This is a genomic window from Winogradskyella bathintestinalis (assembly GCF_030407435.1).
In the GTDB taxonomy this organism is placed as follows: Bacteria; Bacteroidota; Bacteroidia; order Flavobacteriales; family Flavobacteriaceae; genus Winogradskyella; species Winogradskyella bathintestinalis.
Genome location: NZ_JASDDK010000002.1, coordinates 695,158 through 709,353 on the forward strand (window position 1 = coordinate 695,158; position 14,196 = coordinate 709,353).

The following is a 14,196-nucleotide window of genomic DNA, read 5'->3' on the forward strand; positions in this document are numbered from 1 at the left end:
CTTTGGAATACACAAGTGTTAAATCCAATTTTTTATAGTTCAGTTTCCAATTCAAAGCCCACGATTACAATAAGTTATAATTCATAAAATTCACACTTTTACTGAATATTTATAGGTTTTTTAACAATTTTTTAGCATTTTTGAGAACACAAATAACTAACAAACAAGAATATGGCAACAAGATTCAAAAGTATTTTAACACTTGTATTAGTGTTCATAGTGCAATTAACTTTTGCACAGGAAAAAACAATTTCAGGTATGGTCACGGACGTATCTGGACTTCCTCTTCCCGGAGTTAGTATTATTATTAAGGGAACATCTACAGGGGTGCAAACTGATTTTGATGGAAAATACACTTTAAAAGCTACAAAAGGAGACGTCATAGTAATAAGTTACATCGGTTTGAAAACTCAAGAAATTACCGTAGGTAATTCGAGCACCATAAATATTTCTTTAGAGGAAGACACATCAACATTAGATGAAGTCGTGGTGGTCGCATTTGGTACCACAAGCTTAGAAGCTTTTACAGGCTCGGCCAGTGTAATTGGCGAAGAAGATTTATCTCTAAGAACAGTAACATCCCCCATTGCCGCTATAGAAGGTAGAGCCACTGGTGTACAGTTCACATCGCCATCTGGTCAACCAGGATCCTCACCAAATATTATAATACGTGGCGTTGGCACACTCAATGGATCTTCTGATCCTTTATATATCGTTGACGGTATTCAATTTGAAGGAGCATTAAGCACAATTAACCAAGAAGACATTGCTTCGTTTACAATTCTTAAAGATGCAGCTTCAACTTCATTATACGGTTCTAGAGCCGCTAACGGTGTGGTTTTAATTACAACCAAAAGTGGAACTAGAGGAAGAATAAAAACAAATATCTCAATTCAAACGGGCTATGTTTCTAATGCAATTTCAGAATATGACTACATAGGACCTGGACAATATTATGAAACTATGTGGGAGGCGTTAAAAAATTCTAGTGCTGGTGGTGGAGATCCCGTCTTCGCTTCTGCTAATATTTACAATCAACTAGGCTATAATCCCTTCACTGTGCCGAATGATGAAATCGTCGGTGTAGATGGCAATCTTAATCCTAATGCTAGAGTAAAATATCAATCCTTAGATTGGTATGACGTTTTACGTCGAACAGGCATTAGAACAAATTACAACGTAAATGTTGCCGGTGGTGGTGAAAATCATAAAATATTTTTTTCTGCATCGTATTTGGATGAAGAAGGTTATGTTATCACATCCAACTACGATCGCTTAACGACACGCTTAAATGCCGATTTTGATGTTAGCGAATGGTTAACCATGGGAGGGAGCGCTAATATTACCATTTCGGAATCAAACGGTCCTGATTCTGGAGGAACTGGCAGTATTGTAAACCCGTTTAGTTTTGCTAAGAATATAGGATCCATTTACCCAGTCTATGTAAATGACACAAATGGAAATTTAGTTAGAGACGAAGCTGGAAGACTTATATTTGATAATGGATCTGGATATCCTGAATACAATATTGGCAGTAGACCTACCAATCAAGATCGACATGCACTTCAAGAACTTTTATTAAATGATGAACGAAATAGAAATAACACTTACGGTTTTAGGTATTATGCCGACGCCAAAATATTCGAGGGTTTAAACTTTAGAGTTAATTATGGACGAGATATCAATGAAGGAATTAATAAAAGTTACGAAAACAATATCATTGGTGACGCTCAGCCTACGGGAAGATATGGCGAAACCAGGTTTAGAAGAGAAGTGGAAAATTTTAATCAAATTTTAACTTATACTAAAACTTTTGGAGATTCGCATAACGTAGATATTACGGCTGGTCATGAAAGTTTTGACAGACAATATTCAAGTAACAACGGAACAGCAATTACACAGGTCGTAGAAGGAATTTCTGAATTCGATAATTTTTCTGAACCTGTCACATTAGGCGGTTCCACAACTAATAAAACGCTCGAAGGCTACTTCTTAAGAGCAAATTATAACTTTGACAACAAATACTACATAAGTGCATCTGTAAGAAGAGATGCCTCATCAGTGTTTGATGAGCAATCGCGATGGGGTACATTTTATTCCGTTGGTGCCTCTTGGCGTATAGACCAAGAACGCTTTATGGAAAATGTTGGTTTTATCGACCAATTAAAACTAAGAGGTTCTTATGGTGAAGTAGGAAATGACAATTTGCTAGACTTTTTCTTGTCACAACCAAGGTATGGGCTTACCTCTAATGCTGCGGACCCAGCAATTGTATGGCAAGAAATAGGTAATGCAGATTTACAATGGGAAACTGTAGAGAGTTTTGATGTTGCTTTAGAATTTACATTATTCAATAATTTTTTAGATGGTTCTATAGAATATTACAAGAAGAACTCAACCGACCTTCTTTATGATTTACCAATACCTTTAAGTAATGGTTTAAATGAGTTTCCTACCAATGTCGGAGACATGTTTAATTCTGGTTTTGAAATTGGGCTTACAGCACATCTCGTAAACTCTCAAAATTTTCAATGGGATTTAACATTGCAAGGTTCAACATTCAAAAATGAAATTACAGCACTGCCAGATCCTTTTATAAATGGTTCTAAGCGTTGGGAAGTTGGCCGGTCTCGATTTGATTTCTATTTACTCCAAACTGCCGGTGTAGACCCTGCTAATGGAGACCAGTTATTTCTACTCTATGAATTGGACGATGATGGCAACAGTATACCGGTATTAGATGATTCGGGTAATCAAGAAACTACCAACGATTGGGAAGAAACCGAAAGAGCCTATACCGGTGATAGCTCAATTCCTGATTTTTTAGGTTCAATATCAAACAGTTTAAGTTACAAAGGTTTTTCACTAGATTTCTTAATTACTTATGGCATTGGCGGTAAAATCTTAGATAATGGATATTCTGCCATGATGCATAGTGGATCTTATGGACGCTCTTTACATCCAGATATTTTAAATGCGTGGAAAGAACCAGGCGATATTACAAATGTACCTCGTTTAGAAAATGGAAGTGAAGTTTTAGTAAGAACTCAATCATCTCGATTCTTAACAGATGCCTCATTTTGGGCTTTAAAGAATGTGAATCTTGGTTATACTTTTGACAATAACATTACTGATGCTCTAAAAATGGATAACCTGAGAATTTACGTGTCAGGAGAAAATTTATATCTAAAAAGCGAAAGAACAGGTTTGGATCCTCAATACAATTTAGCAGGAACAGGCTCTGGTGATGATTACAGTCCAGCTAAAATTTTCTCTGTTGGATTAAATGTTTCATTTTAATTAAAAATTTTTAAAACTATATTCTCATGTTACGAAAAATAAAAATAACGTTATTAGTAGGTCTAGTATTTACAATAGCATCGTGCGACGAAGATTTTCTAGAAACTAAGCCAACAGATGCTATTTCTTCAGCTGACGCCTTAGCTACAGCGGAAAACATGGCTTTAATACTTAATGGTTTACATCGATTGCAGTATGCTCAGCCACAGACATTGATTTCTGGAGGTGACAGTAGTCGATCAGGAAACCATTACTGGACACCCTTGGGAGATAATATACCTGGAGGAATAATTCATTCCGCACCAGCTAACAATTTAGGGTGGCAAGATGAAGCAAGATGGACCTCGCATAATCAAGAAACATCGCTTACTACTGAACAATTATGGTATCAACGGTATCATGTGATTGCAAGCACCAATGCAATCATTAATAGAGCTACAAGCGGTAGTATCCCCGAAGATGATAGATTACGAGAAATATTAGGTCAGGCGTATGCCTACCGAGCATTTGCCTACCATTCCTTGGTGACGCATTACGCCAAAGGGTATTTAATTGGCAATCCGACTACAGATCCTGGAGTACCTTTGTTATTTGCATCAATAGCACCTTTTGAAAGTGAAGGAAGATCCACAGTTCAAGAAATTTATGATCAATGTCAGATGGATATTAATACAGCTATAACCTATTTTGAAGAAGCAACACCCAGACCAACAGGAGATCCAAAATTTAAATCGCAACTAAATATTGATGTTGCATATGGACTTAAGGCTCGGATAGCTCTTAACAAAGGTGATTGGGCAATAGCTGCCGCAGCCGCAGTAAAAGCACGTCAAAATTATCCGATAATGAATGAAGACGATTATAAATCCGGATTTTATACAAATAGTTTACCAGAAGTGATTTGGGGAAGCAATGTTATAGGCACAGAAACCACATTTTTTCGTTCTTATTTCTATCTAGCAAGTAATACTTTTAATGGTAGCCAGGTTAGAAACAACCCTAAACTTATAGATAAAAGATTATATAATCAAGTTCCTGATACAGATTATAGAAAAGATTTATTTTTAGCCGATGCACCTAACACCAATACATCAGCATCTAACGGAGAAGGAGGTTTTGAGAATGATCCTAATTACACAGATGAAGAAGTGTTTAACGCTAGAAGGGATGAAATTCGTTCGCAATATGGATTAACCTCGAGTTTCAACTTACATCCCTACATGCATGTTAAACTAAGGAATGCAAACCCTGGCACTACAGATCCAGATGATATTATTTACATGCGCTCTTCGGAAATGTATTTAATAGAGGCCGAAGCTAAAGCTATGTTAAATGATATCTCAGGAGCTCAAGCTGCTTTAGAACCTTTAGGTACCGAAAGAGACAGTGCGTATGATGCCACTATTTATAATTCTCAAGCTAGCTTAATGGAACATATTAAATTTCAACGTGGTATAGAATTATGGGGTGAAGGATTCTTATATTCTGATAAAATTCGTTGGGACGAAGGTGTTGATCATGCGGCTAACGGAGGCTCTGGCGCCTCGGCTACATTATATCAAGATGGATTTACACAAGCAAAACCGTCTACCAATAATGATTGGCTTTTTAAAATTCCTCAAGCAGAAATAGATGCAAACCCAAATTTAACGTCATCAGATCAAAACTAAACCAACCATATTTATAGTTTTTCTATAAATTTTTGAAACAACCTCCAGTTAAAATATTATAACTGGAGGTTTTTCTTTTTGAAATACACTATACAATCAAATAATTTTTTAAAACTTAATCCATAATATTCAATGACGAAGTAGAAAACAACTCACAAACACCATCTAAAAGATTATCGTGAGTTGATATAGTCATCTCGAATATTTCTTCTTGATTTTTTTTGAAGTTTTACACTTAGTCTATCTCTCTCACCTAAATTATTCTCACAAAAACCACTTAACAGATTAACAGAAACCTTAAAAATGATCCAATTTTGTAATTAAAGTAATTTTAACTAAATTTTAAATTGTCAAAAAAGTAAGAAGTTTTCTCTCACCACCCTTTAAAAACACTCTAAAAATTGAATATCAACCGGTTATCTCAAAAAAATAATAAAATGACTTAAAATAAACAAATCATGAATTTTAAAATAAATTGATATTCTTTTAAAATTTTAAGACATTATTATTGTTTTATTAACTTTTTATTGTGATTTTTGGCAATGACTAATTCAAAACAATTCAAATATGAAAACAAAGTTTAGTGGAATTCTAACACTATTTATAGTGTTAGTTGCGCAATTTACGTTTGCGCAACAAGGTTCAGTAACCGGTACGGTTACGGACGAAAATGGTATGCCTCTCCCTGGAGCTACCGTTGTTATTCAAGGTACATCAACAGGTGTCTCAACCGATTTTGATGGAAAATATTCTATTAATGCTAATCAAGGAGAAATTCTTGAGTTTAGTTATGTCGGATTTAAAACAATCACGGCAACAGTAGGAGCTAGCAAAGTTATAGACATAACTCTAGCGTTAGATAATACGCTTGACGAAGTTGTAGTAACAGCTTTAGGTATTAAAAGAAATGCAAAAGATCTATCTTATGCAGTAACCACATTAAAAAGTGAAGAAGTTACCAAAACGAAATCATTTAATGTGGCAACAGCAATGGTAGGTAAAGTTGCAGGTTTACAAATTAATACCACGAATAATGGTGTTAACCCAAGTACACGTATTGTATTAAGAGGTAACAGATCATTATTGGGTAATAACCAAGCACTTGTTGTTGTGGATGGTTTCCCATCAGACAGAGGGGCGTTAGACCGTATCAACCCTAATGATATTGAAAACATTAGTGTATTGAAAGGTGCGAACGCAGCTGCTCTTTATGGTTCTGATGCAACCAATGGTGTTGTTTTAGTTACTACTAAAAGAGGTAGAGGTAAATTGAGCGTTTCATACGCTGGATCTACGCTTGTTGAAGACGTAGCTTATTTACCAGAATTTCAAGATGATTTTGGTGTTGGAGGTTTCCCTGATGGTACCTTATACCCATTAGAAAATGTAAACTGGGGTCCTCGTTACGACGGAAGACTTATTGATGCAAGTGAAACTCTAAATAATGGTGAAGTTTGGCAAGTGCCTTTTTCTCCAATTGAAGACAATCACAAAAACTTTTTTGTAACTGGTAGCACTACAAGACATGGTATCACTGTAAGTGGTGGTGAAGAAAACAGTAGTTTTTTAATGTCTATAGATCAGACTAATACTTCTGGTACTGTACCAAATGACAGATACAACAGAACTAACTTTAGATTAAAAGGTTCTAAAAGTTATAATAATCTATCAGTAGGTGGTAATTTATCTTTCTACAGAGCTCACACTAACGTTGTTGGTGAAGGTGGACGTCAAGACAGACCACTTTATTGGAATATTATTAATACGCCATTACATTTACCAATGGAACAATTAAAAAATTGGAGAACTGGTAAATTTACGAGAAATGAAACGTCTTATTTTGCGTTTTACGAAAACCCTTATTTTATAGCAGATACTCAGAGAGAGAAAAGTGATTACAACTCATTTAATGTTATTGCTTTCGCTGACTATAAGTTTACAGATTGGTTATCAGCAACTTTAAACGTAGGATATACTTTTACTGGGCAAACTAATAAAAGAGAATTTGGAGCGCTTTCTTATGCTTTTGAATTGGATAATGTTTATTCAAGAATAGATCCTTATGGAGCTAGAACTGAAGACGGATCTTTTAATTCATCACGTTTCAATTCTGATTTATTACTTAAATTCGATAAAAATTTAACTGAAGATATTAATCTTAAAGCTACAGTTGGACAAAACATTCGAATTCAAGACTCTAGAGAAATTGAAATTGGTGGTGGTGATTTAATTATTCCAGACTTCTACAACATTTCAACGCGTACTGGTGAGGCTAGTGTTTTCCAAGAAACTACTAATTATAGAAGAGTAAGTTTCTATGGTGAAGCAACTGTAGGTTTTAAAGATTTTCTTTATTTGACAGGTACAGGTAGAAATGATATTTCTTCAACATTACCTCAAGATGAAAATTCTTTCTGGTATTATGGTGGTGGTGTATCATTTGTAGCATCAAACGCTTTTCCTGGTATCGTATCAGAAAATGGTATCAGTTATTTAAAGACTACTTTTAACTACACTAAAACTGGTAATGATCCAACGGTATATCAAACGCAAGGTATTTTCTTTGCCCCAGATAATTTCCCATATGGTTCAATTACAGGTTTAGCACAGTCAAGTACAGTTCCTGCACCAGATTTAAATCCAGAGTTTACAACATCTCTTGAAGCTGGTATGGAAATTGGATTATTCAACAATAGAGTAAGAGCTGAATTAGCAGTCTTTAAAACAAATTCTACGGATCAAATTATTCCTGTTAACACAGCGTTATCTTCAGGAGCAAGAAGATCTGTTGTAAATGTTGGTGAAATTGAAAATAAAGGTGCTGAAGTTGGTATAAACGCCACTGTATTAAGATCTGATGACTTCTCATGGGATTTAGGTGTAAACTGGTCACCAATTAAAACTGAAGTGATATCTTTAACTGAAGGTGTTAATGAAGTAGAATTAGGTGGTTTTGCAACAGCACAAGTTGTGGCTACAGTAGGACAGCCTTATCCTCAACTTAAAACTACAGCGTATTTGAGAGATTCTCAAGGTAGAGTTATTGTAGGTGCTAACGGAGATCCTATTCAAGATACAAACAACCAAATTCAAGGTAAAACAACTCCAGATTATACGGTTGGTTTAAATACAACTATTAACTATAAAGGTTTCAGTTTATATGCTGTAGCTGATTATAGAACTGGTCATGTATTTTATAATGGTATCGTTGATGCTATCGAATTTACAGGTCTATCAAAGCATAGTGCGACATCTGGAAGACAACCTTTCGTTTTCCCTAACTCTTCTTATAATACAGGTACAGCTGCAGATCCAGTATATGTAGCTAATACTAATAGATTAACAAGTGGTGGTGGTAATGCATTCTGGGATACGTATAATGAAGTTAAAGAAAATTACGTTACAGATGCTACGACTCTTAAATTAAGAGAAGTATCTTTATCTTATACTTTCAACCAAGACACTTTAGAAAAACTTGGACTTGATGCATTAACATTAAGTTTATTTGGTAGAAATTTAGTAACTTGGAGACCAGCTGACAATGTTTATACCGATCCTGAATTTAACTTTACAACAGGTAATGCCGTTGGTGTAGGTACGCAAAGTCAAACAGCACCTACAAGACAGTTTGGAGCAAGTGTAAACTTAACATTCTAAAAAAAATATGAAAATGAAAACAAAAAATATCAAAAAATCTGTTATGCTAATGTTTGCACTTGCCCTGGTAAGTGTAGGCTGTAGCGACTTTGTGGATGTCAACGACAACCCAAATAACCCACCCATTTCAACACCATCTTTAACGTTGCCTGTTGCTCAACAAGATTTTACAGCACTCAACGCACGTACGTTAACGTATTTGGGGAATGAATTGGTAGTAAATTGGGCTACACCATCTAACTGGTCGGCCAATCAAATTTATGCTAGATATAATTTTACATCTGGTGACTTTACCAATATTTTCGAAACCTCTTATGCAGATATCTTTAAGAATCTAACGTATATAGAGAATTACACGGATCCTTCAGGAGCTGTTGATTATACAAATTATCAAGCTATTTCTACTATTATTAAAGGTTTTCAATATCAAATATTAGTAGATCTTTATGGTGACGTTCCTTATACGGAAGCTAATTTAAGAGGTGACAATACGACGCCTGCTTATGATGATGCTGAGACTATTTACAAAGCTGTTATTGATGAGTTAACAGAAGTTGTTAATACAATTAATAATGCTCCAGTTAATGCAGAAGATCCTGCTGATCAAGATATTATTAACCAAGGTCACATGGATGAATGGGCAGCATTTGCAAATAGTATTAAATTAAGAATGTTGGTACGTTTAAGTAATACTGGTCAAGACTCTTATATTGCAGGACAAATTGCGTCTATAAACGCAAATGGTGCTGGGTATATCACTGAATCTATCACAGCTAATCCTACCAGCATTGGAGATGGCGGATATTCTAGTGACGAGTTTAAGCAAAACCCATTTTGGGATTATTTTAGAGAACCAGTTACCGGAGCTGAAGCTAATAGAGGTGATTACACTGTAGCGTCAGAAACAGCGATTGATTTCCTTACCAATAATGATGATCCTAGATTAGAAAGACTTTATGCACCGGCAGAAAACACTGGTGAATTTAAAGGTGTTGAACAATCAACAAGTTTACCGGGTACTGGATTTACATCTAAAGATTTAGCAAAAGTTGGCCCTGGTCTTTTAAAAGGCCCTAACCAAGATCAAATCATTATGTCTTTAGCTGAAGCATTATTTGTGCAAGCAGAAGCGACTGTTAGAGGATATTTGCCTGGAGGAGATGCAGCAGCACAAGAATTATATGAATCTGCTATTGAAGCGTCTTTTGCGCAATTAGGAGTTGAAGCTGCTGAGATAGAAGCACAATCGTATTATGGTCAGACTATTGAAAATGTTGGTTGGTCGGCATCTTCAAATAAAATTGAAGCCATCATAACTCAGAAATGGGTTGCTCTTAATGGTACTTCATCAATAGAATCTTGGATTGATTTAACAAGAACTGGTTACCCTGCTGATTTACCAATACCTGCTGAGTCTGGAGGAACTAGACCTGTGAGATTGTTGTATCCGGATACGGAAGTTGCGAGAAACAGTGCTAATGTACCTACACAAGGTGTTACAGATGTATTTACTAATGATCCTTTTTGGAGATAAAAAAAAAGAAAAATGAAAAAATTAAAATTAATTAAAAGATTTATTGCCGTTGCAATAGTTGGTAGTGCTATGACACTTACCTCCTGTGACGCTTTATTGGATGATAATGAAACCGATTTCGGTGAAGGACCTATCCTAGCACAATTTGCTAGCACCAGTACAACAGCTAACTTTCTACAAGATGGCTCGGTTACAACTTATAATATTCCCATCGCAATAATTGGAGGAGATAATGAGCCAATAGATACACCTGTTGATATCACGATAAGTGTAGATCCAAGTTCTACAGCTACGGCTAATGAATTTTCATTAGACCAAACCACTTATACAATTGAACCAGGAGACTTATCTGTAAATGCACAAATTAGTGTACCTACAGATAACTTAGATCCTTTTGACCCTCAAACTTTGGTGTTAAGAATTGATTCTTCTTCACAAGGTGTTTCTGAAAGTAATACTACTTCAATTGTATTACAAGCAGTATGTCCGTTAGATTTGAACAATTTTGTGGGATCATACACTGCAGTTACATCTAATTCTGTGGTTGATTATACTAGCACATCTAATGCAACTATTGAATTAGGGCCTGCACCTAATTCATTATTGATTACTGATTCTGAAGGACAATATGCCAATTCAAAAGTATTGGTTGTTTTAAATACCGATGTAGTTGATCCAACGATAACTTACGCTAGTGAAGAATATGATGAAATAATTCGTGTTCATCCTACATATGGTGGTGTTTGGGCTACGACCTTATCTCCTGATGATTCGTCTTACAACTCATGTGATTTCTCATTGAGTTTAGAATACAAGTGGTGTGTAGGTGCTGGTTGCTTTGGAGGAACTGTTGTTACTTCATTAACAAAAAATTAATTACATTTATTTAGTAAATAATTTTAAATATCTATTTAAACCATCCGCTAACGCGGATGGTTTTTTTTTATACCTTTACACTCATGAAAAACGAAACCACAATTTTTGGAATTAGAGCAATCATTGAAGCTATAAAATCTGGTGAGACTATAGATAAGGTTTTTATGCAAAAGGGACTTCATGGCGAGCTTTACAAAGAATTAGAACATTCAATCCGTACTGAAAGTATCAATTCTTCTTATGTGCCAGTTGAGAAACTTAACCGATTAACACGGGGTAATCATCAAGGTGCTGTAGCGCAAATCTCACCTATTGCATTTCACAATATCGACGATTTGGTAACGAGCGTAATTGAAGCTGGGAAAACTCCTTTATTTTTGTTATTAGATCAGTTAAGCGATGTCCGAAATTTTGGAGCCATAGTGCGTACTGCTGAATGTACAGGCGTCAACGGTATTATTATTCAGAAAAAAGGTGGCGCACCAATAAATGGTGATACTATTAAAACAAGTGCAGGTGCTATTTTTAAAATACCAATTTGTAAAGTAGATCATATAAAGGATGCCGTTTTTCATATGCAGTCCTCTGGCATTCGCGTTATTGCAGCGACGGAAAAAGCAGATAATTTTCTATACGACGTCTCATTTAAGGAACCTTGCGCTATAATCATGGGCTCTGAAGGTAGAGGTATAAATCCATCGGTTTTAAAAGTTGTAGATGATAAAGCGAAACTTCCTATTTTAGGTGAGATTGAGTCATTGAATGTATCTGTGGCCTGTGGCGCATTTCTTTATGAAGCGGTTAGACAGCGCAGCTAGCAAACAGTTTTTAAGCATATAGAACGTTCAATAGAGTGAAGTGCAACCACTTTTTCATACTTAAACCATACTTATATTTTCTATTATATTAAATTAAACATGTGAGTTAGCGCAAAATTAGTCTTTACTTTTTTTAAAAATGTAAGTGATTTTAGGTGTTTTAGCTTTTTCGGATGTAGCGTCACTATCGCGTTCAGATTCATTTTCGAGTATTTCCGCTTCGAACTCTATAAAGTTTCCTTTTTCATCAAAATGTTTCATAAAAGGATCATCTTCTTCATTATAATTAGGTTCCTCCCATTTGTAACGTTCTGGTTTAGCCACCTGTCTTTTAAAAATTAATGCAAACGTTAAGCCAGTTATTAATCCGGCCAAATGACCTTCCCACGACATTCCGGTTTTAATAGGAAACACATACCAAATCATACTACCATATAGAAAAATAACTAATAACGATAGCGCAATCAATCTATAGTGTTTCGCAAAAATGCCTTTAAAAAACATGAAACTTACTAACACATAGACCAAACCACTTGCACCAATGTGGTTGCCATTATTGGCTATGAGCCATGTTAAAAATCCTGAAAGTATAATACCAAAGCCCAGCACTTTCCAGGCTATCTTATTATAAAAATAAAATAAAGCCAAACTAAGTACGAAAAGCGGGATTGAATTATTATAAATATGATTGATATTACCATGCAGAAACGGACTGCTTATAATACCCAAAAGGCCTTCAATTTTCTGTGGTCTTATTCCGTACGCCTTTATACCGCTATCAATTCTTATTTGATACCAAAACACCAACCATATAGAAAACAAAATCATCAAAGGATAGACAATAATGCTATTAGAATATTTAAATTGTTGGGGATTACTCATAACCAAATTTAATGATAGTCTTTCAAATTTATGACCAAATTAGAATTATCTGAAATATTGGCAGAAGTGATAATTTTTCAAGACCGTTGAAAATATCTAAATAAATGAAACCATCACAAAAGCATTTTGTAATTTTGAATTATGAATACTCCATTAGCCGAACGCTTACGACCAAATACACTTAATGACTATCTTAGTCAACAACATTTAGTAGGTAAAAATGGTATGTTATACCAACAGATGAAAAGTGGAGTAATACCGTCATTAATTTTTTGGGGACCACCGGGGATTGGGAAAACAACGCTTGCAAATGTTATAGCTAATGAATCTGGACGGCCGTTTTTTAAATTGAGTGCTATCAATTCTGGTGTTAAAGATATTAGGGAAGTCATTGATAAAGCAAAAAAAAGTGGCGGATTATTTACGGCTAAAAATCCTATTCTGTTTATTGATGAGATTCATAGGTTTAGCAAATCACAACAAGATTCGCTTTTAGAAGCGGTTGAGAAAGGTTGGGTGACATTAATTGGAGCCACTACTGAAAACCCAAGTTTTGAGGTTATTTCGGCCTTACTATCACGATGCCAAGTGTATACCTTAAACGCATTTAGCAAGTCGGATTTAGAAGCTTTATTACAACGCGCAATAACAGAAGACTCCATCCTTTCAAAATTAAACATTGAACTGAAAGAAACTGAGGCTCTATTACGTTTCTCTGGAGGAGATGCCAGAAAATTACTGAATATTTTTGAATTATTAGTGGCATCGTTTGAAGGCAAAGACATAAAAATTACCAATGATTTAGTTACAAAACAGGTACAAAGCAAAGCCGCACGATATGATAAAACCGGAGAGCACCATTATGATATTATTTCGGCATTTATAAAATCGATTCGCGGTAGTGATCCAAACGCAGCTGTGTATTACTTAGCACGAATGATTGAAGGTGGTGAAGATGTAAAATTTATAGCGAGACGACTTTTAATTTTGGCCAGTGAAGATATTGGAAACGCCAATCCAACGGCGTTAGTGATTGCTAATAATACGTTTCAAGCAGTTTCAGTTATCGGAAATCCAGAATCTCGAATTATTCTCAGCCAATGCACCACTTATTTAGCAAGCTCTGCAAAGAGCAATGCCGCGTACGAAGCTATTGGTAAAGCGCAGCAACTTGTTAAAGATACTGGAGATTTATCTGTCCCTATGGCCATGAGAAATGCACCTACCAAATTAATGAAAGAATTAGGTTATGGTGACAGTTATAAATATTCTCACAGCTATGACAATAACTTCGCTGCTCAAGAATTTTTACCAGCAGAAATTGCAAATACTAAATTATATAATCCTGGAAACAACGCCCGAGAGCAAGCTCAAAGAAATTATTTAAAACTTCTTTGGAAGGATAAATATGGATATTGATTTATATTAATCAAACAATAGTAAAAAGCGAAAATCTAAA

The 14,196-nt window shown here is 35.2% G+C and carries 8 protein-coding genes; 7 read left to right on the forward strand and 1 reads right to left on the reverse strand.

Going from position 1 to position 14,196, the window contains the following annotated elements:
- The first annotated feature begins 171 nt into the window (after positions 1-171).
- The 6 genes from QMA06_RS08070 (at position 172) to rlmB (ending at position 11,855) form a co-directional block, all read left to right on the forward strand.
- Positions 172-3,300 carry a SusC/RagA family TonB-linked outer membrane protein gene (locus tag QMA06_RS08070; protein ID WP_290206356.1) on the forward strand — a complete coding sequence of 1,043 codons (3,129 nt, stop codon included), beginning with the start codon at positions 172-174 and terminating at the stop codon, positions 3,298-3,300.
- 26 nt (positions 3,301-3,326) lie between these two features.
- Complete coding sequence (locus QMA06_RS08075) at positions 3,327-4,970, forward strand: RagB/SusD family nutrient uptake outer membrane protein (protein WP_290206357.1); 1,644 nt, start codon at positions 3,327-3,329, stop codon at positions 4,968-4,970.
- 567 nt (positions 4,971-5,537) lie between these two features.
- Positions 5,538-8,627 carry a SusC/RagA family TonB-linked outer membrane protein gene (locus QMA06_RS08080; protein ID WP_290206358.1) on the forward strand — a complete coding sequence of 1,030 codons (3,090 nt, stop codon included), beginning with the start codon at positions 5,538-5,540 and terminating at the stop codon, positions 8,625-8,627.
- 13 nt (positions 8,628-8,640) lie between these two features.
- Positions 8,641-10,161, forward strand: coding sequence for a SusD/RagB family nutrient-binding outer membrane lipoprotein (locus QMA06_RS08085; protein WP_290206359.1), 1,521 nt, complete (start codon positions 8,641-8,643; stop codon positions 10,159-10,161).
- 12 nt (positions 10,162-10,173) lie between these two features.
- Positions 10,174-11,037: a hypothetical protein gene (locus tag QMA06_RS08090; RefSeq protein WP_290206360.1), complete on the forward strand. Its 864-nt coding sequence runs from the start codon at positions 10,174-10,176 to the stop codon at positions 11,035-11,037.
- Positions 11,038-11,120: 83 nt separating this feature from the next.
- Positions 11,121-11,855, forward strand: a complete 735-nt coding sequence (gene rlmB / locus QMA06_RS08095; protein ID WP_290206361.1) for a 23S rRNA (guanosine(2251)-2'-O)-methyltransferase RlmB — start codon at positions 11,121-11,123, stop codon at positions 11,853-11,855.
- A gap of 117 nt (positions 11,856-11,972) precedes the next feature.
- Here the strand turns inward: rlmB and QMA06_RS08100 are convergent, their stop codons facing one another.
- Positions 11,973-12,737 carry a rhomboid family intramembrane serine protease gene (locus QMA06_RS08100; protein WP_290206362.1) on the reverse strand — a complete coding sequence of 255 codons (765 nt, stop codon included), beginning with the start codon at positions 12,735-12,737 and terminating at the stop codon, positions 11,973-11,975.
- A gap of 141 nt (positions 12,738-12,878) precedes the next feature.
- Between QMA06_RS08100 and QMA06_RS08105 the strand changes: the two genes are divergently transcribed.
- Positions 12,879-14,156 (forward strand): replication-associated recombination protein A, encoded by a 1,278-nt coding sequence (locus tag QMA06_RS08105; RefSeq protein WP_290206363.1) that lies wholly within the window; start codon positions 12,879-12,881, stop codon positions 14,154-14,156.
- Positions 14,157-14,196: the final 40 nt, after the last annotated feature.

Excerpts from the sequence above, each read along its gene's own strand:
- QMA06_RS08080 (WP_290206358.1), top strand. The coding sequence starts at position 5,538 with ATGAAAACAAAGTTTAGTGGAATTCTAACACTATTTATAGTGTTAGTT.
- rlmB (WP_290206361.1), top strand. The coding sequence starts at position 11,121 with ATGAAAAACGAAACCACAATTTTTGGAATTAGAGCAATCATTGAAGCT.
- QMA06_RS08070 (WP_290206356.1), top strand. The coding sequence starts at position 172 with ATGGCAACAAGATTCAAAAGTATTTTAACACTTGTATTAGTGTTCATA.
- QMA06_RS08085 (WP_290206359.1), top strand. The coding sequence starts at position 8,641 with ATGAAAACAAAAAATATCAAAAAATCTGTTATGCTAATGTTTGCACTT.
- QMA06_RS08075 (WP_290206357.1), top strand. The coding sequence starts at position 3,327 with ATGTTACGAAAAATAAAAATAACGTTATTAGTAGGTCTAGTATTTACA.
- QMA06_RS08090 (WP_290206360.1), top strand. The coding sequence starts at position 10,174 with ATGAAAAAATTAAAATTAATTAAAAGATTTATTGCCGTTGCAATAGTT.
- QMA06_RS08105 (WP_290206363.1), top strand. The coding sequence starts at position 12,879 with ATGAATACTCCATTAGCCGAACGCTTACGACCAAATACACTTAATGAC.
- QMA06_RS08100 (WP_290206362.1), bottom strand. The coding sequence starts at position 12,737 with ATGAGTAATCCCCAACAATTTAAATATTCTAATAGCATTATTGTCTAT.